This window comes from Mesorhizobium sp. CNPSo 4684, assembly GCF_057784315.1.
On sequence record NZ_JBWLUX010000016.1, the window covers coordinates 55,414 to 75,862 of the forward strand.

The 20,449-nt window shown below is 64.1% G+C and carries 17 protein-coding genes; 9 read left to right on the plus strand and 8 right to left on the minus strand.

The window, feature by feature from the left end; all coding sequences use genetic code 11:
- Positions 1 to 149: 149 nt before the first annotated feature.
- The 7 genes from AC04SG_RS17035 to AC04SG_RS17065 all read right to left on the minus strand — a co-directional run bounded on the left by AC04SG_RS17035 (position 150) and on the right by AC04SG_RS17065 (position 9,255).
- The gene (locus tag AC04SG_RS17035) at positions 150 to 1,388 is read right to left on the minus strand and encodes an MFS transporter (protein WP_488551974.1); all 1,239 of its coding nucleotides are present in this window, start codon (positions 1,386 to 1,388) and stop codon (positions 150 to 152) included.
- Between the two features lie 152 nt (positions 1,389 to 1,540).
- A complete protein-coding gene (locus AC04SG_RS17040) occupies positions 1,541 to 2,641 on the minus strand; it encodes an aminotransferase class I/II-fold pyridoxal phosphate-dependent enzyme (protein ID WP_488551975.1) in 1,101 nt (366 codons plus the stop codon).
- A gap of 241 nt (positions 2,642 to 2,882) precedes the next feature.
- Positions 2,883 to 3,347: a Ros/MucR family transcriptional regulator gene (locus AC04SG_RS17045; protein ID WP_142867293.1), complete on the minus strand. Its 465-nt coding sequence runs from the start codon at positions 3,345 to 3,347 to the stop codon at positions 2,883 to 2,885.
- A gap of 209 nt (positions 3,348 to 3,556) precedes the next feature.
- Positions 3,557 to 4,264 carry an ROK family protein gene (locus tag AC04SG_RS17050; protein WP_488551976.1) on the minus strand — a complete coding sequence of 236 codons (708 nt, stop codon included), beginning with the start codon at positions 4,262 to 4,264 and terminating at the stop codon, positions 3,557 to 3,559.
- Between the two features lie 117 nt (positions 4,265 to 4,381).
- On the minus strand, positions 4,382 to 5,755 hold the full coding sequence (zwf, locus tag AC04SG_RS17055; RefSeq protein ID WP_488551977.1) for a glucose-6-phosphate dehydrogenase: 1,374 nt from the start codon (positions 5,753 to 5,755) through the stop codon (positions 4,382 to 4,384).
- A 22-nt stretch (positions 5,756 to 5,777) separates the two neighbouring features.
- Entirely contained in the window at positions 5,778 to 6,791 is a 1,014-nt protein-coding gene (gnd, locus tag AC04SG_RS17060; RefSeq protein ID WP_488551978.1) for a phosphogluconate dehydrogenase (NAD(+)-dependent, decarboxylating), read from the minus strand.
- 31 nt (positions 6,792 to 6,822) lie between these two features.
- A complete protein-coding gene (locus AC04SG_RS17065; RefSeq protein ID WP_488551979.1) occupies positions 6,823 to 9,255 on the minus strand; it encodes a glucan 1,4-alpha-glucosidase in 2,433 nt (810 codons plus the stop codon).
- Positions 9,256 to 9,458: 203 nt separating this feature from the next.
- Between AC04SG_RS17065 and AC04SG_RS17070 the strand changes: the two genes are divergently transcribed.
- From AC04SG_RS17070 to AC04SG_RS17105, 8 genes are all read left to right on the plus strand, one after another.
- Entirely contained in the window at positions 9,459 to 10,472 is a 1,014-nt protein-coding gene (locus tag AC04SG_RS17070; protein ID WP_352586523.1) for an ABC transporter substrate-binding protein, read from the plus strand.
- Between the two features lie 46 nt (positions 10,473 to 10,518).
- Positions 10,519 to 11,988 (plus strand): sugar ABC transporter ATP-binding protein, encoded by a 1,470-nt coding sequence (locus tag AC04SG_RS17075; RefSeq protein ID WP_488551980.1) that lies wholly within the window; start codon positions 10,519 to 10,521, stop codon positions 11,986 to 11,988.
- Position 11,989: 1 nt separating this feature from the next.
- Positions 11,990 to 12,961 carry an ABC transporter permease gene (locus tag AC04SG_RS17080; RefSeq protein WP_488551981.1) on the plus strand — a complete coding sequence of 324 codons (972 nt, stop codon included), beginning with the start codon at positions 11,990 to 11,992 and terminating at the stop codon, positions 12,959 to 12,961.
- A gap of 2 nt (positions 12,962 to 12,963) precedes the next feature.
- Positions 12,964 to 13,911 (plus strand): ABC transporter permease, encoded by a 948-nt coding sequence (locus AC04SG_RS17085; RefSeq protein ID WP_488551982.1) that lies wholly within the window; start codon positions 12,964 to 12,966, stop codon positions 13,909 to 13,911.
- Positions 13,912 to 14,019: 108 nt separating this feature from the next.
- Positions 14,020 to 15,045: a BMP family protein gene (locus tag AC04SG_RS17090; protein WP_488551983.1), complete on the plus strand. Its 1,026-nt coding sequence runs from the start codon at positions 14,020 to 14,022 to the stop codon at positions 15,043 to 15,045.
- Between the two features lie 265 nt (positions 15,046 to 15,310).
- Entirely contained in the window at positions 15,311 to 16,822 is a 1,512-nt protein-coding gene (locus AC04SG_RS17095) for an ABC transporter ATP-binding protein (protein ID WP_488551984.1), read from the plus strand.
- Between the two features lie 293 nt (positions 16,823 to 17,115).
- Positions 17,116 to 18,171: an ABC transporter permease gene (locus AC04SG_RS17100; protein WP_488551985.1), complete on the plus strand. Its 1,056-nt coding sequence runs from the start codon at positions 17,116 to 17,118 to the stop codon at positions 18,169 to 18,171.
- The gene (locus AC04SG_RS17105; protein WP_488551986.1) at positions 18,168 to 19,112 is read left to right on the plus strand and encodes an ABC transporter permease; all 945 of its coding nucleotides are present in this window, start codon (positions 18,168 to 18,170) and stop codon (positions 19,110 to 19,112) included. Before AC04SG_RS17100 ends, AC04SG_RS17105 begins: the two co-directional genes overlap by 4 nt.
- A gap of 66 nt (positions 19,113 to 19,178) precedes the next feature.
- On the opposite strand, the gene AC04SG_RS17110 is transcribed toward AC04SG_RS17105, so the two are convergent.
- Positions 19,179 to 19,946 carry an SDR family NAD(P)-dependent oxidoreductase gene (locus AC04SG_RS17110; protein ID WP_488551987.1) on the minus strand — a complete coding sequence of 256 codons (768 nt, stop codon included), beginning with the start codon at positions 19,944 to 19,946 and terminating at the stop codon, positions 19,179 to 19,181.
- A gap of 234 nt (positions 19,947 to 20,180) precedes the next feature.
- Here AC04SG_RS17110 and AC04SG_RS17115 point away from each other — a divergent pair, with 234 nt between their 5' ends.
- Positions 20,181 to 20,336, plus strand: coding sequence for a hypothetical protein (locus tag AC04SG_RS17115; RefSeq protein ID WP_488551988.1), 156 nt, complete (start codon positions 20,181 to 20,183; stop codon positions 20,334 to 20,336).
- Positions 20,337 to 20,449 lie beyond the last annotated feature (113 nt).

Consider the following 20,449-nt stretch of genomic DNA (forward strand, 5'->3'; position numbering starts at 1 on the left):
TCGGGCCAGCTCACGATGTTGCTCGCATCGACCCGAGGGCCCTATTGAAAATCTGAGGCCCGAAGCTGTCCGTCCACTTCTCGGCCCCATCTCAGCCGCGCAAGCCGATTGTCCCGAGCGTCGATCCAGCGACTTAGATCCGCGCTCGATCAGTTGCGGCTGTTGAGATGCCGCACCCGGCGCAGCTGCGGAAACAGCACCGCCCATAGCCCAGCGACGGCAATCGCGCCGACGCCGCCGATCACCACTGCCGGCACGGTGCCGATCAGCGCCGCCATGGTGCCGGCGCGGAATTCGCCGACTTCGTTGGAGGCGCCGACGAAGACCTGATTGACGGCGTTGACGCGGCCGCGCACCTCGTCCGGGGTCCACAGCTGGATCAGCGTTTCCCTGATATAGACGCTGAACATGTCGGTGGCGCCGAGGCCGGCAAGGGCCAGGATCGACAGCCAGGTGATGGTGGAGACGCCGAACAGCACGGTGAACGCGCCAAAGCCTGCGACGAAGCCGAGCATGATCTTGCCGGCATTGTCGCGCAGCGGGTGTCCGGCAAGCCAGACCGCGACACAGATGGCGCCGATGCCCGGCGCCGAGCGCAGCAGGCCGAGGCCCCAGGGGCCGAGTTCGAGAATGTCGCGGGCATAGACCGGCAGCAGCGCCGAGGCGCCGGACAGAAGCACGGCGAAGAGGTCGAGCGAGATGGCGCCGAGCACGATCTTCTCGCTCCAGATGTAGCGGAAGCCGGCAAACAAAGTTTCCATCGTCGGCTTGTCGGTGGCGCTTTGCTGGGCCGGCTTGGGAATGGTGAAGATCAGCAGGCCAGCCACCAGCATCAGCACGGAGGCGGTGGCGTATGCGGCTTCGGCGGAGACGCCATAGAGCAGGCCGCCGGCGACCGGGCCGACAATGGTTGCCGTCTGCCAGGCCGACGAGTTCCAGGCGATCGCATTGCCGAAATCCTCCGGCGGCACCAGATTGGCAAACAGCGACGATGAGGCCGGGCCGTAAAAGGCGCGCGCCATGCCGAACAGCGCCAGTACGATGAAGATCGGCAGCGGACTGACGAGGCCGCGCAGCGTGAAGTACAGGAGAACAAGCGCACAGCTTGCCTCGGTGACGGTGGCCAGCGCCATGATCAGGCGGCGCCCAAAACGGTCGGCGACGACGCCGGTGACCAGCACCAGCAGCAGCGACGGCAGGAACTGGACGATGCCGACAATGCCGAGATCGAAGGGATTGCGCGTCAAATCATAGATCTGCCAGCCGACGGCCACGGACACGATCATGGTGGCGAAGGTGGTGAGGAAGCGCGCCGCCCAATAGCTCAGGAAGGAGCGGTGGCGGAAAGCGGCGTAGCGCTGGTCCGGCGACGTTTGTTCTGCTGTCATGGAGAGAGGCCCCGTTGTAAAGACTTGGCCGGCGGGGCACTTCCACGATGGGCGCTGTTCCGGCCAGGGAACTAAGTTCGCCGGGGCATGTGCGCCTGAATCAATCTGGGATCAAGGGATTTCCGGTCCGTTTGACGGAACGGTATGGAAAATCATTCCCTCAGTGCGGCGGAGATAGCCTGCAAACCGCCCTGCAATTCCGCCTCTTTCGGCCAGCCGAATCCGATGCGGAAAAATCGCTTCGGCATGTCGAACCAGTGGCCTGGGCCGACATAGGTGCCGTGGCTTTCCAGCAGATTGACGTAGAAACGGTCGAGGTCGAAGTCGGAGCCGACATTCAGCCTGGGAAAGCCGACGACGCCCCCTTGCGGCCGCACCCAGTCGACCAGGGGTTCGCGGTCGATCCAGGCCTGGACGATGTCGCGGCGCTTGGCCATTTCGGGCAGCAGTGCGGCCAGGAAGGCGTCGCGGCGCTCCAGCATGCCGCGCGCAATGCCTTCGTCGATGACGCTGCCGCAAATGCCGATCTGCTCCTTGGCGGCGAGGAAGCGCTCCTGCAGCTCGGCATCCCTGGTGATCAGCCAGCCGATGCGAATGCCGGGAATGCCGAAGGCTTTCGACAGTGACGAGACGCTGATGGCCTTGGGGCTGAGAGAGGCCGCCCCCGGCAGGCGCTGTCCGTACGAGAGGTCGCGATAGGTCTCGTCGACCAGCAGATGGCAGTTGCTCGCTTCGGCGAGCGCAATCAGCGCATCGAGATCGGCCCGGGCCATCATCGTCCCGGTCGGGTTGTGCGGGCAGGTGACGCTGATCAGCCTGGTGTTGGGTTGCAGCTGGGCCGCGACGCGGCCGACATCGATGGCAAAACCTCTGTCGAAGTCGAGGTCGACATAGGAGATGGCGCAGCCGATCGCCTTGGGTGTCTCGATGTTGGTGGCATAGTTCGGACGGACGACGACGAGATGGTCGCGCTCGGACAAAATCGAGGTCGAGATGATGAACAGCGCGCCGGCCGCACCGGCCGTGACCAGTACATCGTCAGCGGAGATGCCTTTGTCCTGCGCCGCGATCAGCGCCCGCAGCTCCTTGTCACCACGATGCTCGCCATAGAACAAAGTGAGGTCCGGCAGCGACAGGCCGATGTCGGAGAGTTTCTGATCGGCGATCGAGCTTTCGGAAAGGTTATAGCGGATGCGATCGTAGCCGTATTCCTCCGGCGCCTCTTTCTCGATCACCATTCTGGCATAGTTCATGGCTGCTCCCCCAAAGTCCTGACATTTCAGAGGTACAAGCCATAAAAGCACGAAGCCTGCCAAGAGTCGGATGATTTCAGGTCTTTTCGCCCTGAAATCTGAATCCGTCTCTAAATCAAAGAGAGAGCATGATGTCGTCCGAAAACCGCTTCACACTTTTCGGCATCATGCTCTAGCTCATTCGCCGGCAGGCTTCTGTTCCAGCCGTCCAAACTGTTGGCTCAGCGCCGAGCGCAGTTGATCAGGCCGGGACTTTGGCCTTGCGACCCTTGGCTTTGGCCGGCGCGGCCGCGGCGGCCTTGCGGCCGAGGCCAATCGACTTGGCCAGCTCGGAGCGCGACGCCGCGTAGTTGGGGGCAACCATCGGATAATCGGCCGGCAGGCCCCATTTGGTGCGGTAGGCTTCCGGCGTCAGGTTGAAATGGACGCCGAGATGGCGCTTCAGCGATTTGAATTTCTTGCCGTCTTCGAGGCAGATGATGTAGTCCGCCGTCACCGACCGCTTGGGATTGACGGCTGGGATTTGCGGCGGCGCCACCGGAGCCGGCGGTTGGCTGAGCCCGCCGATCGATGCCGCAACGCTGGCGATGAGATCGCTCAGGCCGGCAACGGGCAAGCGGTTCTTCTCGACGTAAGCGGACACGATATGGGCGGTTAGTTCGAGCAGGTCGATGTCCTTGTCAGAGTCGTTGCTGTCGTCGGCCAATTTATCTCTCCGTCGCTAGGGGGTGGCGGAAACGTCCAGAGCTGTCCTGCGGAGCGGGAAATCCGCTCTAGTCATTTGTCTTGCCGCATTTGTACGGTTGCGCCAGATGATTCCATCCGGTGCAACCGCTCTAATCGCCAAACCTGCGTAACGCAATGACTTCGTGTCGCGTCACACGTTATTTTGAACAACTATACTGAATCTCAATACTATCGGACGATCAGCGCCCGGTCGCGCCATAGTCGAAAGCCGCCCTCGAAGGCGCGCGTATTGTCGCCGCGCCTGGATTTGGCGGGCAATTCATCCAGTCTGTCGACATTGCCGCCGCCGATGACGACGTAGTCCGGCTGCAGGGCCGCACGCAGCCGCTCGACGACGTCGAAGACGTATTTGCGCCATTTCTTCTTGCCGTATTTCTCCAGGCCGCGCTCGCCGATATAGTCCTCGAAACTGCGGCCCTTGCGGTAGGGCAGATGCGCCAGTTCCATTGGCTGGCCGACATTGTCGAGGATCATCGCCGCACCGAGGCCGGTGCCGAGGCCGAGAAACAGCATGCGTCCGCGATCGTAGCTGCCAATCGCCTGCAGCAGCGCATCGTTGACGACCTTGACCGGCTTGCCGAAGGCGGCTGCGAAGTCATAGCCGTCCCAGCCCTTGCCGAGATTGGCGGGATCGAGCGACGGTTTGTTGTTCCTGACAGGGCCGGGATAACCCATCGAGATCACATCATAGGCCAGCCCTTCGGCCAGCGTCTTCACCGTGGCGACCATCTGCTGCGGCGTCAGGTCCGGTCCGGAATCGGCGCGGCGCGGTTCGCCGCCGGCGCTGGTGAGGATTTTTACATGCGAGCCGCCGACATCGATCGTCAGCACGATCGGTTCGGCCCCGGCCGTCGCGGGCTTGGCTGCCTTGGCCATGTCGTTTCCTCCGCTCACTTGGAGCATCCCCCGTTTCAGGGAAACGGGGGATGCTCCAACTCTTTGTTTTTACGCAATTCCGGACGGAAAAACCGCTCACACTTTTCCTGGAATTGCTCAAGTCGGATTGATCCAGCCGTTGGGCGGGCCGAAGCTGGCCATGGCGTCGGCCGGGCCCCAGGTCCTCGGCTCATAGATATGCGGCGGTGTGGTGTCGCCCAGCACCGGGCCGACGATGCGCCAGGCAAGCTCGCTTGCGTCCTGGCGGGTGAACAGCTGGCCATTGCCGTTCATGGCGTCGCCGATCAGCCGCTCATAGGGCGGCATGTCGCCCTTCGAGTCGTCGAGCGCGGTGAGCTCGACCTGCTCGCCGACCATGTCGTCGCCGGCCGCCTTGCGCTGCGCCCCGATCGAGATCGCCACCTGCGGGTCGATGCGGAAGCGGACGTAATTGGCATCGCCCGGCTTGATCGGATCGAAGACGTCGAGCGGCGGCCGCTTCAGCCGCACGATCACTTCGGTGACGTGCACCGGCATGTTCTTGCCAGTGCGGATGAAGAACGGCACGTCCTGCCAGCGCCATGTGTCGACCATGAAGCGCACCGCGGCAAAGGTCTCGACCGGCGAGTTCGGCTTCACGCCTGGCTCCGCGAGGTAGCCGGTGAACTGGCCGCGCACGACGTCATCCTTGGTCAGCGTGCGGATGGCGCGCAGCACCTGCACCTTCTCGTCGATCAGATCGTCGGCCGAGCGGCCGACGGGCGGCTCCATGGCGAGCAGAAGCAGGATGTTGAGCAGATGGTTTTCGATCACGTCCCGGATAGCGCCGACATCGTCATAGAACTTGCCACGGCCCTCGATGCCGAAATCCTCGGCCATGGTGATCTGCACGCTTTCGACGAAGTTGCGGTTCCAGATCGGCTCGAGAAAGGAATTGGCGAAGCGGAAATAGAGCAGGTTCTGGATCGCTTCCTTGCCGAGATAATGGTCGATGCGGAAGATCGACTGCTCGTCGAACACCAGATGCAGCACCCGGTTCAGCCAGCGCGCCGACTGCAGATCGTGGCCGAACGGCTTTTCCACCATCAGCCGCGCGCCATGGGCGGTACCGGACTGTTCCAGCCCCTGAACCACCGTCTCGAACATGGTTGGCGGCACCGCCATGTAGTGCAGCGGCCGCTGCGCCGAGCCGAGCGCGGTCTTCAGCTTTGCGAAGGTCGCGCCGTCCCGGTAGTCGCCGCTGACATAGCGCAGCAGGTTGGCAAATTTGGCGAAGACTTTTTCGTCGATCTTGCCGACGGCATTGACGATACCGTCGCGGGCTCTCGCCTGCAGCTGCTTGATGTCCCAGGCATCGAAGGCAACGCCGATCACCGGCTCGGCCAGCGTCCCCTTGGCGACCATCTGGTAAAGCGCCGGAAATATCTTCTTGTGAGCGAGGTCGCCGGTTGCTCCGAAGAGCACCAGCGTGTCGGACCGGTCCTGGCTCATGCGTTCGTCTCCCCTGTCGGCTTCACTTGCCGGCCTTCGGCTTCTCGACATGCCCGCCGAAGGCATAGCGCATGGCCGACAAAAGCTTGTCGGAGAATTCGGATTCGCCTTGCGAGGAGAAGCGGTCGAACAGCGCCGAGGACAGCACCGGCGCCGGCACGCCGGTGTCGATCGCCGCCTTCAGTGTCCAGCGTCCCTCGCCGGAGTCCGAGACGCGGCCGCCGAACTGAGCCAGCCCGGGGTCGCTCTTCAGCGCGCCGGCGGTGAGGTCGAGCAGCCAGGAGCCGATTACGCTGCCATGGCGCCAGACTTCGGCAACCTGCGGCAGGTCTATGTCGAACTGGTAGTATTGCGGGTTTTCCAGCGGGCTGGTCTCGGCATCCGCGGTGCGCTGCCTTTTGCCGGCATTGGCCGATTTCAGAATGTTCATGCCTTCGGCGTAGGCTGCCATGACGCCGTATTCGATGCCGTTGTGGATCATCTTGACGAAATGACCGGCGCCGCTCGGTCCGCAATGCAGATAGCCGAAGGGTGCGGTCCCCGCAGCTTTGTCCGGCGTGGCGCCGGCATCGGCGCCGGGCGCCAGCGTGGCGAAGATCGGATCGAGATGTTTGACCGCAACGTCGGGGCCGCCGATCATCAGGCAGTAGCCGCGCTCCAGGCCCCAGACGCCGCCGCTGGTGCCGACATCGACATAGTGCAGGCCCTTGGCCGCAAGCTCGGCGGCCTGGTCGACCGCGTCGTGGTAGTAGGAGTTGCCGCCGTCGATGATGATGTCACCGGGCTCCATCAGTGCTGCCACCTGGTCGGCGATCTTGCCGGTGATTGCCGCCGGCAGCATCAGCCAGGCGCTGCGCGGCTTGGACAGCTTGCCGACAAACTCCTCCATCGAGGCGGCGCCGATGGCGCCGTCGGCGACCAGGGTGGCAACGCTTGCCGGGTCGATGTCGTAGACGACGCATTCATGGCCGTCGCGCATGAGGCGGCGCACCATGTTGGCGCCCATCCTGCCCAGTCCCATCATTCCGATCTGCATGGTGTTGTCCCAGTCGCTGGAGGAAAGAAAATTACTGGCGAGTTAGTTCTTCAATGCCGACGGTGAAGTCGACATTCTCCCAACGGTTGCCGTCGGGCCAGAAAAAAGTGAAGATGATCGTGTTACCCGGCGGAATATCGGCCACGGGCAAGTCAGCCAGATGAACGCCCAGCGCGTTTTCGGCTGTGTCGATTTCGTGGATGGTCTGCCAATGGTCGCCGCTCCAGCGGATCAGCGCCGGCTGCAGCAATTCGATGCGCAGGCTCTTGCCGGCCTGCATCGTGCGCAGCTTGTTGTTGAAGCGCCATATCCTGAGCGGCGAACCGGTCTTGCCCTCGATGTAGCGCTTGACGCCTTGCGGCGGCATGTCGAAGACGGCGCCGTCGCGCAGCGAACGCAACAGCTTGATGTGCTCCGAATGTGCCCAGACCAGCGGCATGGCGCTGCCCGACGGCTTGCCCAGCCGCAATTCGCGTTCCGGCAAATCGGCGCCGTCCCAGACCTGTTCCGGCAGCAGGCCGCCTGGCCCGGCGGACGCCTCGAATGTCTTGAGCAGGCTTGCCGCCTTGTCCTTGTTTCCGGCGGCCAATTCGTAGTGGGCGCGTTCGCCGGCGAGCAGCGGCCAGGGGCGTCCCTCGCCGGTGCCATCGAAGGGCGCGCCGTCGGCCTGTTCGCCATAGCCGTCGCTGGTGTAGCGATACCAGAGAGGTCCTTGCGGCAGGTCGCAGCGCAATTGCGCGTCGATGATCGTGACCGTGTCGACAATGCGCGGGTCATCCGCGGCTCTGAGGCCAAAGCGGACCAGCGCCAGCGCGTCCGGGCTGACGATCGCCTCGGCCGACTTGTCGGTATCGCCCGGCGGCCGGTTCTTGATCGGCACGAAGCCGTCCTTCGGCGATGCGGCGCCTGAAGCGTCGGCCGGCGCGATGCGGACGTAGTAGCCGTCGACGCCGGCCTTCTGGCACTCCGGCGTGCCGCCGACGTAGGTCCAGCGCTCGATCTGGTCGTTCCAGCAGTCGGCGACCTCGCGCAAATAGTTAGCCGGCTCCGCCATACCCGAGGCTTCGAACAGATCGGCGGCGCCAAGCAGCGCCGATATCTCGACGGCAAGCGTGAACGGACTGTAGCCGGCATCCTCTTCCCAGCGGTCCTGCCCTGTAACGGGGCCGTTGCGCACGACATAGGACGCCGCCTTCTCGATCATCGGCATGAAAGCGGCGAGTTTGGCGCGCGGCAGATGTCCGGCGCGGTGCAGCGCATCGGCCAGCAGCAGCGGGAAGGCACATTCGTCCATCTGGATGCCCGGCCAATAGGGCGATCCGTCAAGCCACACATTCTGCGGCCAGTGGCCGTCCGGCTGCTGGATCGAGCGGAGATAGGTGAGGATCTGCAACGCCTGCGCGGGGTCGCCGGCGGCGAGGAAGCCGCCCGCGGTTTCAACGAGGTCACGCGGCCAGACCAGGTGATAGCCGCCGAGGTCGTCATCGCCCTTGCTGAACCCCCACGGGATCGACAGGCTGGCGACGGCAGCACCGGGCTTGGCCAGCGACAGGTGCGTCGCCAGCACCGCTGTGCTGACACGGTAGGTGTTGAGGCCGGATGCATCATGGCGGTCGAGCGGCAGCAGCCCAGCCTGCCATTTCCGCCATTTCGCGACATAGGCCGTTGCCGCCGGCTCAAACCCGCGCTTCAGGCTGGCGGTGGCGTTTTCGGCGGCTTCGTCGGGGGTCGAACCGAAGCCGAGCGCCAGCAGGGCCGTGTTGGTGCCTGAGGAGAAACCGATCTCGCCGGTCAGCGCGACATTGCCGTCCTCGGCTCTTTGGCCGGATAGGCCGAGCTGGCCCTCACGGCTGAGCTGCTGCCAGCCGTCGGAAAAGCCGACGTAACCGGCCGAGCAGTCGCCCCAAGGCAGCGACGAGGCGAGCGCCAGGCAGGTGCCGCGCCCGGAGGCGAACAGCATCGGCTTGCCCTTGTGCTCGCCGACCCACGCGGTGTTGCCCATGCCGGCATTGACCAGATGCGGCGCCAGCAGGGCGTAGACGCGGTAGTCGGCAGCATTGCCCTCTAGCGGCGTGAAGCAGGTCTCCTGCAACAGCGCGGGGCGCGCCGGATCGGCCAGGATGCGCTTCTCGATCCGGTAACGGAGGGTGGTGTTGACCAGCCGGTATGCCGGCACGCCGTCCTCGAATGGCGCGATGACGTGGGTGGCGTCGCGCTTCTCCTCGGAGAACCAGCCGCCGGGGCCGGTGACCAGCAGCCCCATGTCGCGCGTGCAGGCGCTGTCGAGGCCGGGATAATAGACCTCGTTGACGATGCCGTGGCTGAGCGTGAACCAGATGCGGCTCGCCGGCGACAGCGCTGCGCCAACGCCGCTCTTGGCGCTCGACGTCCAGCGCGCCGGAATTCCGGGCGCGCCCATTTTTTCGGATGCACTGGGGGCTAGGGTCGGCGGCGGCGCTGCCATGCATGGTCTCCTGACCCTTCCCTAGACCAGCACATGAAGGCTTTTCAATCATCGCACCTGAAGTTGATCGCCAAAGCGTGACCGATCGCAGTTGACAAGCGGCCGCATCTGCATTTGTCTGACAATAGATAAAAAACAGGCAGCCAACGCCAAAACCATCAGCAACAGTCGGCGGGGCCGACGATCCATGGGAGGATAATGACATGAAGAAACTGCTCGTCCTGAGCGCGCTTGCGGCAATGCTCGCCTCGGGCACGGCGCTGGCCGACACCAGCGGCAAGAAGATCGCCTTCTCCAACAATTACGCCGGCAATTCGTGGCGCCAGGCGATGCTCGACAGCTACGGCATCGTCACCAAGAAGGCGGTCGAGGACAAGATCGTTGGCGCCGCCGACATCTTCACCACCGCCGACAAGGAAGTGCCGACCCAGGCAGCCCAGGTGCAGAACCTGATCCTGCAGGGCTACGACGCCATCGTCATCAACGCAGCCTCACCGGATGCGCTCAACGGCGCCATCAAGCAGGCCTGCGATGCCGGCATCGTCGTCGTCTCTTTCGATGGCATCGTCACCGAACCTTGCGCCTACCGCGTCGTCGTCGATTTCAAGGACATGGGCAAGCAGGAAGTCGAGCAGATGGCCAAGTTCCAGCCCAAGGGCGGCAATCTGCTTGAAATCCGCGGCCTTGCCGGCACTTCGATCGACGACGCCATCCATGCCGGCATCCTCGAAGGCGTCGCCGCCCATCCCGAATTCAAGATCGTCGGATCGGTGACCGGCGACTGGGACCAGACGACGGCGCAGAAGGCGGTCGCGACGATCCTGCCGTCGCTGCCGGATGTCGTCGGCATCGTCGACCAGGGCGGTGACGGCTATGGCGCCGCGCAAGCCTTCGCCGCCGCCGGCAAACCGCGCCCGACCATCATCATGGGCAATCGGCAGGACGAGCTGAAATGGTGGAAGGAGCAGAAGGAGAAGGACGGCTACAAGACCTGGTCGGCTTCGATCGCACCAGGTGTGTCGACGCTCGCCTTCTGGGTGGCGCAGCAGGTGCTCGACGGCCGCAAGGATATTCCGCACGATCTCCTGGTGCCGTATCTGGCCTTCACCCAGGACGATTTCGAGGCCGCACTGCCGAAGATCAAGGAGGGTGGCGTCGCCACCCACGAATACACGCAGGAAGAAGCCATCGCGGCGATCAAAGCCAACATCAAGTGATGCAAGTCCGGTTGCCGTCCGCATTGCCAACCGGATATCGTTGAGCATGCTCAAGGCGAATACCGACATCATCAGGCTGAACGGCGCCGAAAAACATTTCGGCGCCGTTCGTGCCCTTAACGGCGTCGACTTTCATGTCGTATCAGGCGAATGCGTCGGGCTGGTCGGCCATAACGGCGCCGGCAAGTCGACGCTGATGCATATGGTGGCCGGCACGCTGCGGCCGGATGGCGGCCAGATCGCGGTGCGCGGCAATGCGGAAATCGACTACTCGGTGGCGCGCGCGCTAAAACTCGGCATACGCTGTGTGTTCCAGGAACTGTCGCTGTGCCCGAACCTCAGCATCGCCGAGAACACGCGCATCAACCATCCAGCGCTGACCGGCCTCGGCTGGCGGCGCAAAGCCGCTAATCTTATCGCCGCCAAGCTCGAAGAAATTTTCCCGGATCACGGCATTTCCGCCGACGACATTGCCGGCGACCTGTCGATCGGCCGGCGGCAGATGGTCGAGGTGGCGCGTGCCTTCACGGTGACGCGCGATCCGCTCGACCTGGTGATCCTCGACGAGCCGACCTCTTCGCTCGACGCACACACGGCCGGCCAACTGCTAGCCTTCGTGCGCCGTTTCGTCGCCGGCGGTGGCAGCTGCATCCTGATCTCGCATGTGCTGGGCGAAGTGTTGCAAAATGCCGACCGCATCGTGGTGATGCGCGACGGCAAGGTCGTTGCCACGGACGCGGCAAAGGCTTTCGACCGCGACCGGCTGGTGGCGACTATGGGCGGCGCGGAAGCACGCGAGAAGATTGCGGCGGAGATTGCAGCCGCCAGGCCGGCGGACAGCCCGATCAGGGTGCGGGCGCGGCCCGAACGGCAGCAGGACGGCAGGGAGCTTGTTGCCCGCGCCGGCGAGATCATCGGGCTTGCCGGGCTTGCCGGCCATGGCCAGACGGATCTGTTGCTGGCGATCTTCGCCGCCGCTACGCGCAGAAAGACCGGCATCGAGGTGACCGCGCCGGTAGCGCTGGTGGCCGGCGACCGCCAGTCGGACGGTATCTTTCCGCAGTGGTCGATCGCGGAGAATATCGGCATCCGCTCGCTGGCGCGGCTGCGCAAAGGGTTGCTGATCTCGCCGCAGCGCGAGGCCGAGCTTGCCGAATTCTGGAAGCAGAAAATCGGCATCCGCACGCCCGACATGGCCAACAACATTTTTTCGTTGTCGGGCGGCAACCAGCAGAAGGCGCTGTTTGCCCGCGCACTGGGCTCGGATGCTGAGATCGTGCTGATGGACGATCCGATGCGCGGCGTCGACATCGGCACCAAGCTCGAAGTCTACGATCTCGTGCGCGAGGAAGCGGCCAAGGGCCGCACCTTCCTCTGGTACACCACCGAGACCGAAGAGCTCGACAATTGCGATCACGTCCATGTCTTCAAGAATGGCCGCATCGTCGCCAATCTGACGCGCGACGAACTGACGGAGGAAAAGATCATCCAGTCCTCATTCGGCGATGCGGCCTGAGATGACGGCTATCGCTCCCGGCCCTACTTCCTCGCCGCGCAGCAGTGCCGCACGGGCCCGACTGCTGCGCAGCCTGTTGCCGGCGCTGTCGCTGGCGCTGGTGCTCATCGCCATTGCCTGGCTCAACCCGCGCGCCATCAGCTACTTCGGCTTCAGCCTGATGCTCAATCTGGCGATCCCGATCGCGCTGGCGACGATCGCGCAGATGTTCGTTATATCAGGCAATGAGCTTGACCTGTCGATCGGCACCTTTGTCGGTTTCGTCGGCTGCGTCACCGCGACATGGCTGAAGGATGCGCCGCTGCTTGGTGTGATTGTGCTCATCGGCGCCATAGGCGTCTATGCGCTGCTCGGTGCGCTGATCCATCTGCGCAACCTGCCGTCGATTGTGGTGACGCTGGGCATGAGCTTCGTCTGGCAAGGGCTGGCCATCCTGGTGCTGCCCAAGCCCGGCGGCAAGGCGCCGGACTGGCTTCTGTCGCTGATGTCGTTCAAGCCGCCCTTCATTCCATTTCCGATCATCGCCGCGCTGGTGATCGCGGCGGTCGTGCATTTCGGCCTGATGCGCACCTCCTATGGCGTCATCCTGCGCGGCTCGGGCGGCAATCCGGCGGCGCTCAGGCGCGCCGGCTGGTCGCTGCTGCGCACCAAGATCGTGCTGTTTGCGCTGACCGGCCTGTTCGGCGTGCTGTCCGGCATGGCGCTGATCGGCATCACCACTTCGGCCGACGCCAATATCGGCAATGGCTACACGCTGCTGGCAATCGCCGGCGTCATTCTCGGCGGCGGTGAATTCGTCGGCGGCCGGGTGTCGCCGATCGGCGCCGTGCTCGGCGCCCTGACGCTGGCGCTGGCCGCATCGCCGCTGCTCACCTTCATGCACATCCCGCCGGATTGGCAGGTCGCCGCCAACGGCGCCATCCTGATCATCGTGCTGGCGGCCCGCGTCCTGATCAGCCGCAGGGAGAGGTAGCGATGACATTTGTGAAATCGCTTGCCGCCAAACCCTGGATCTGGTCCTTCCTCGGCGCGTTGCTGGTCTGGCTGGCGACCATCTCCTTCACCGGCGGCTACGGCGGCGGTGGCATGGTCACGGCAGCACTGTCGCTGGCCGTCTTCACCGTCATCGTCGGCGTCGGCCAGATGTTTGTCATCACGCTCGGGCCAGGCAATGTCGACCTGTCGCTGCCGGCCAATATCGGGCTCGCCAGCGCCGTCGCCATGAAGGTGATGGATGGCAGCGATTCCACGATCGTGGTCGGGCTGCTGGCGGCGCTCGCCTGCGGTGCAGCGATCGGCGCCGTCAATTATCTGCTGATCTGGGCGCTGCGCATTCCGCCGATCATCGCGACGCTGTCGGCGAGCTTCATCATCCAGTCGATCGACATCAGCTATGGGCGCGGCCTGCAGATCAAGCCGCCGCCGGGCTTTGCCGATTTTGCCAACTGGCAGATCCTGGGCATTCCGGTTCTGGCGATCCTTACCGTGTTGTTCACCATCGGTGCGGCTATCGCCTTGCAGCGCATGATCTATGGCCGCTCGGTGCTGGCGATCGGCCAGAACATCCGCGCCGCGTGGCTGGCCGGCGTCAATGTCGGCCGCACCCGGTTTCTCACCTACACGCTGTCGGGCGCGCTCGGCGGCATCGATGGCGCGCTGCTTGCCGGTTATTTCCGCGGCGCCAATGTCGATATCGGCAATGAGTACCTGCTGGCCTCGATTGCCGTCGTCGTCATCGGCGGCACTTCTGTCGCCGGTGGCAAGGCCAATGTTCCAGGCGTCTGGGGCGCGGCGCTGTTCCTGGTGCTGCTGTTGACCATGCTCAACACATTCGGCGTCAGCGCCGGCGTTCGGCTGTTGCTGACCGGGCTGATCATCGTCGGTGTCATCACTGTGGCCGGTGGCGAGAAAGCCTCGCGATAAATCGCGCCAAATTTGACCATGTGGACAAAAGTCCGCACCCGTTCCATAGTTCCGCGTCTGATTTCAGAACAGCCGGCTCGACACGACTGTCAAACAGAGGGGCACTAGATGGAAAACCGGAAAAACAAATTGCAATCGACCGGCCTGTCGCGGCGCGACGTGCTGGAACTCGGCGCACTCGGGCTGGCTGCGGCCATGCTGCCCAGTGTGGCATTCGCCAAGGACAAGAAGCTGAAGGTGGCGGCGATCTTCGCCACGCCGATCGAGGAGCCGTGGGACAACCAGATCCACGTCGCCTTGCAGAAGGCTGAGAAGGAACTCGGCATCGAATACAAATGGTCGGAGAAAGTGCAGACCGCCGATTTCAGCCGCGTCATGCGCGAATATGCGCAAGGCGGCTACCAGTTGGTGCTGGGCGACGCCTTCGCCGCCGAGCGTGAATCGCGCCGTACGGCAAAACAGTTCCCGAAGACCGCCTGGCTGTTCGGCTCCGGCGCCGGCCCGGCCGAACCCAATTTCGGCGTCTTCGACAACTGGATCCATGAGCCGGCCTATCTCTCCGGCATCATCGCCGGCAAGATGTCCAAGTCGGGCACGATCGGCGCCGTCGCGGCGATGGGCATTCCGGAGGTGAACCGGCTGGTCAACGCCTTCTTTGCCGGCGCCAAGGAGGTCAACCCGAACATCAAGAAGAAGGTCGCCTTCATCGGTTCCTTCTTCGACCCGCCCAAGGCCAAGGAAGCGGCGGTCGCCCAGATCGACGCCGGCGTCGATGTCATCTATGCCGAGCGCTTCGGCGTCATCGAGGCGGCGGTGGAGAAGAATATCTACGCCATTTCCAACATGTCAGACCAGTCGAGCCTCGGCCCCGATACGGTCATCACCGGCCCGGTCTGGGACATGTACCCGACGGTCGAACAGGCGATCAAACTGGTCAAGGCCGGTGTCTTCACCGCGCAGGACTATGGCGACTTCTCGCGCATGGCCAAGGGTGGTTCGTTCCTGGCGCCCTATCACAAGTTCGACAAGACGCTGCCGGCGGATGTGAAGGATTTGGTCGAGAAGAAGAAGGCCGAGATCCTGGAAGGCAATTTCCGGGTGGATGTGGATGAGAATACGCCGGTCTCGGATTAGAGCCGGCGTACCCTCCCCCTTGAGGGGGTGAGCAGCCGGTTCGCCGCAGGCGAATTCATCGTGCCGGTGGCACGATGAAAGGCCAGCGAACGCCGGGACGCTGCAAAAGCAGCGGGGACCCGACAAGGCTCGCTAATTATCAGCCCGGCCCTTCGCCGGCTCAGGGCGTTCGAAGCTCGAAAAGCCAAGCAATTGGCTTTTCGTGGCCTTCAGCCACCGCTCCTCACCCCCTCGAGGGGGGAGGGGTATCAGCGCAGGAGCATCCTTGTCCGCCCCTCTCATCGAAATGCGCGGCATCACCAAGAGCTTCGGCGCCGTCAAGGCGAACGAGGCGGTCGACCTCAGCGTCGCGCCCGGCGAAATCCTCGGGCTGCTGGGCGAAAACGGCGCCGGCAAGACGACGCTGATGAACGTGCTGTTCGGCGCCTATGCGCCGGATGCCGGCGAAATACTCATCCAGGGCGAGCCGGTGCGGATTACCAGTTCGGCCGATGCACTGGCCGCCGGTATCGGCATGGTGCATCAGCATTTTCATCTGGCGCCGCGGCTGACGGTTCTGGAAAACCTGCTCATCGGCATACCAGGCAAATCCGGCCGCATCGATCGCACCGGCGGGCTTGCCCGGTTGTCCGACATCAGCAAACAGCATGGGCTGACGCTGGACCCCAATCTGCCGGTCTCTGCGCTGTCGGTCGGCGAGCAGCAGCGGCTTGAAATCGTCAAGGCGCTGTTTCGCGGTGCGAGGCTTTTGATCCTCGACGAACCGACGGCGGTGCTGGCTCCGAGCGAGGTCGACGGGTTGTTTTCGGCATTGCGTTCGATGGCGGCGCAAGGCTTCGGCATCATCTTCATCTCGCACAAGCTGAACGAGGTGCGGGCGCTTACCCATCGCTGCACCGTGCTGCGGCATGGCCGCGTCGCCGGCCGCGTTGACGATCCCGCCAACACGACGTCGTCTGAGATGGCGCAGCTGATGTGCGGCCACGAAATCGTGCCGCCGGCAAGGGGGCCGTCGACGCCGGGCGCGGAAGTGCTGACGCTTGACGGCATTTCCACCTCACGGCACGCGGGCACGCCGCTGCGCGATATATCGCTGTCGGTGCGAGCCGGCGAGATCCTCGGCATTGCCGGCGTCTCCGGCAACGGCCAGCGGGCGCTGGCCGAAGTGATTTCCGGGGTGCGCGCGCCTGATGCCGGCGCGATGACGATAGCCGGCAAAGCAGTGACGCGGTTCTCGCCGCGTGAGGTGCAGGCACTGGGTCTTGGCCGCATTCCGGAAGACCGCATGACGACCGGGCTGGTGACCAATCTGCCGCTCGCCGATTCCATGGTGCTGCCGCGCATCGGCACGGCGGCATTCAGCAGCAAGGGCCTGCTCAAGCCGGATGCGATCCGCGCCTTCGCGGAGGAACAGATCAAGGCCTATGATATCAGGTGCCCGGGGCCGATGACCCGCGCCGGCGCGCTGTCGGGGGGTAATCTGCAGAAAGCGCTGCTAGCGCGAGAGCTCGCTTTCGATCCGAAGGTTCTGATCGTCTCGCAGCCGACGCGCGGCCTCGATATCGGTGCCGCCCGCTTCATCCACGAAAAGTTCCTCGACATGCGCGCCAAGGGCTGCGGCATCGTCGTCATCGGCGAGGATCTCGAGGAGCTGCTGGTGCTCTGCGACCGCATCGCGGTGATGTATGAGGGCCGCATCGCGGGGACGCTCGACAGCGCTGACGCCACGATCGCACGGCTCGGACTGCTGATGACCGGGGCGGAGGGAAGGGCTTGAACAATGCTGTTGGCTGACTTCCTCGGATATTGCCCACAACATAGTGCTTTGGCCGTCCGCGCTGCCCCTCACCTGCCTGCCGGCATCCCCTCCCCGTATAGAGACGGGGAGAGGGGCGCTCTCATCACGGCTTTCGCCAATCGCCGGCGTTGCAGGAAAAGTGCCGAGGCCGCAAACAGCCCCCTTCTCCCCGTCCCTATACGGGGAGAAGGTGCCGGCAGGAGGATGAGGGGCGGCGCCAACACCGGATACATCGGTGGGACAGCTGCGCTGAGGGTGGAGGGCCGTAGCTGATGTTCCGCCTGGAGGCCCGCACCTCGACCCCTGCCTGGTTCAACCTGGCGCTGCCGATCATCGCCATCGCTGCCACGCTTGTGCTCTGCAGCGGGCTCATCGCGCTGGCCGGCGCTGGGGTGCTCGAGGCCTATGGCGTGATGCTGTCGGCCTCGTTCGGCGACAGCTACGCCATCACCGAAACGCTGGTGCGCGCAGCACCCATGATATTCACCGGGCTGGCGGTAGCGGTGGCCTTCCGGGCCAAATTCTGGAACATCGGCGCGGAAGGCCAATTGCTGGCCGGCGCCGTCGCCAGCTGCTTCGTCGGCGCCATCCCGATGCCGGGGGCGGTCGCAATCCTGTTGATGGCGCTGGCGGGCGCTGCTGCCGGTGCCGCTGTCGCGCTGGTGCCGGCGACGTTGCGCGTAAAATTCAAGGTCGATGACGTCGTCAGCTCGCTGCTGCTCAACTCGGTCATCTACTACGCGCTGATGGCGCTGATCGAGGGACCGTGGAAGGATAGTTTCAGCGGCTATCCGATCTCGCCGCCGATCGAGGATTCGGCGAATTTCCCGGTGCTGCTCGAAGGCACAAGGCTGCATCTCGGCGCCATCGCGGCGCTGATCGCGGCACCCTTGGTCTGGTTCCTGATCGTGCGCACCACGCTCGGCTTCCGCATCCGGGTCACCGGCGAAAGCCCGGAGGCCGCCCGCTATGGCGGCATCCATGTCGAGCGGGTGCTGATCTCGACGGCGCTGCTGTCGGGCGCGCTGGCCGGGCTCGCCGGCGTCGGCGAAGTCGGCGGCGTGCATTTCCAGGTGATGAGCGACATCTCGCCGGGCTACGGTTATTCCGGCATCGTCGTTGCCATGCTGGCCAGGCTCAATCCGCTCGGTGTCGTGCCGGCGGCGATCTTCCTGGCCGCCGTGATGACCGGCGCCGAGGCGATGTCGCGCGCCACCGGCGTGCCGGCCTTCCTCAGCGACGTCATCCAGGGAACCGCGCTGCTTGCCATGTTGGTGGCGCTGCTCTTCACGGCCTACCGCATCCGCCGCGTGGGGGCACCCGCATGAGCGCGGTGTTCGAACAGATTTTTCAGGTGGGTTTTCTCGCCGCCATCATCCGTATCGCCACGCCGCTGGCTTTCGCGACGCTCGGCGAAATGTTTTCCGAGCGCGCCGGCGTGCTCAATCTTGGCATCGAAGGCATCATGCTCTTGTCGGCGATGACCGGCTTCACCGCCGCCAGTCTCAGCGGCAGCCTGTGGCTCGGCGTGCTGGCGGCCGTATTGACCGGCATGCTGATGGGGGCGCTGCATGCGCTGTTCACAGTCGTGCTCGGCCTTAGCCAGCATGTCTGCGGCATCGGCGTGACCTTGTTCTCGTCGGGTCTTGCCTATTTCCTCTACCGGCTGATCTTCGGCCAGCAATCGGTGCCGCCGAGCATCAAGGGTTTTCAGACCCTGCCTATCCCGATCCTCTCCGACATTCCCGTTCTGGGCCCGGCGGTGTTCAACCAGTTTGTGCTGGTCTACATGGCGATCATCGCCATCCCGCTCGCCGCCTTCATACTCTACCGCACGCCTTGGGGCCTGTCTGTGCGCATGGTCGGGGAAAACCCGCGCGCTGCCGATTCCGCCGGCGTCAGCGTCATTGCCACGCGCTTCCAGGCGGTCATCCTCGGCGGCGCGCTGATGGGGCTCGCCGGTGCCTTCCTCACCATGGCCCAGTTCAACGCCTTCACCTTCGGCGTCGTCTCCGGGCGTGGCTGGGTGGCGATCGCGCTGGTCGTGTTCGGCCGCTGGGACCCGTGGCGCTCGGCTGGCGCCGCACTGCTGTTCGCCTTCGTCGATGCCTTGCAACTGCGCATGCAGGCGAGCGGGCTCGGGCATATCCCTTACGAAGCGTTCCTGATGCTGCCGTTCATCTTCACCATCGTGGCGATGGCCGTGATGTCGCGCAACGCGGTGGCGCCGTCAGCGCTGCTGAAGCCGTTTCGACGGGAAGAGCGGTAGACGGGCTTGGCATCTTTTCTTCTCCCCGATCGACGGGGGAGAGGAAGGGCACTAAGCCTGGGATACTCACATCGCGGTAAAGCCGTTGTCGACGAACAGATGCGTACCGTTGACGAAGCTGGATTCGTCGCTGGCCAGATACAGCGCGGCCTTTGCGACCTCTTCCGGCTCACCGATGCGACCCTGCTGCGCGGCAAGCGCTGCGTCTGAAACATCGACGCCGAGCTTGCCGAGATCGGCAACCTCGCGCAGGCCGTGCGGGGTTCGGATGAAGCCGGGACAGACGGCGTTGCAACGGATGTTGCGGTCGCGGAACTCGACCGCAATCGCCCGCGCGAACATGTGGCAAGCGCCTTTTGTGGTGTCGTAGAGCACCTCCATCGGTGTGGCCGCCACCGCCGAGATCGACGAGGTGCAGACGATCGAGCCACCACCGGCCGCGATCATGCCGGGCAGCACGGCGCGGGTCATCAGGAACATGGAGCGGACATTGACGGCATGCAGCCAGTCCCACTCCTGCACCGTCGTTTCCAGGAACGGTTTTATCACGATGGTGCCGGCATGGTTGAACAGCACGGTGGCCGGGCCGAGCTTCGCCGTCGCCGCTTTCACCGCTGCCTCGACTTGCGCTTCATCAGAGACATCGGCGACGAAATGCTCGGCGATATGCCCCCGCGCCCGGATCGCCGCCGCGGTTGCGGCCGCCGCCTCGCCGTTGCGGTCGATGATCGCCACTTTGGCGCCTTCGGCCGCGAACAATTCCGACGCCGCTCCGCCCATTCCCGTTGCGCCTCCCGAGATGATGGCGACCTTGCCAGCCAGTCTTGCACCCATGTTTTGTTCCCTATCCCCTGATTGAAATCGTCCGCTTTTACGCGGGAAGGGCGATGCTATCCTCGAAGTGAAGGCCGGCCAAGCTGGCTGGTCGCTTGCCGCGAATCGCGGCCTCCCAGCAATCTCAGACCAATTCACACGGAAATTTGAGAAAATTGTTCTGCGGGTAGTCAAAAAATAGCAATCGACAAAGTCTACTGATTTTATAGATTAATGGCCAAGACGGAGGTCGATATGTCCTATATCCAGAACGCCGAGACGGACCGCAACAGTCAGAGGCTGGCCAATGCCCAGGCTTTCCGCCCCGCCTATGCAGGCGCCTTCGCCTATCTCGTCTTTGCCCTTGCGTTCGCGTTCACCGGGGCCGTCGTGCTCGGCCTGATCCCCTGATCCGTTCAGGCCGAAAGGGTGGCGACCCAAAGCAATTCCAGGAAAAGTGTGAAGCGGTTTTCCCGGGAAAAGCGCGTAGCGCTTTCCCTTGGGAATTGCGAGAAACAAAGAGA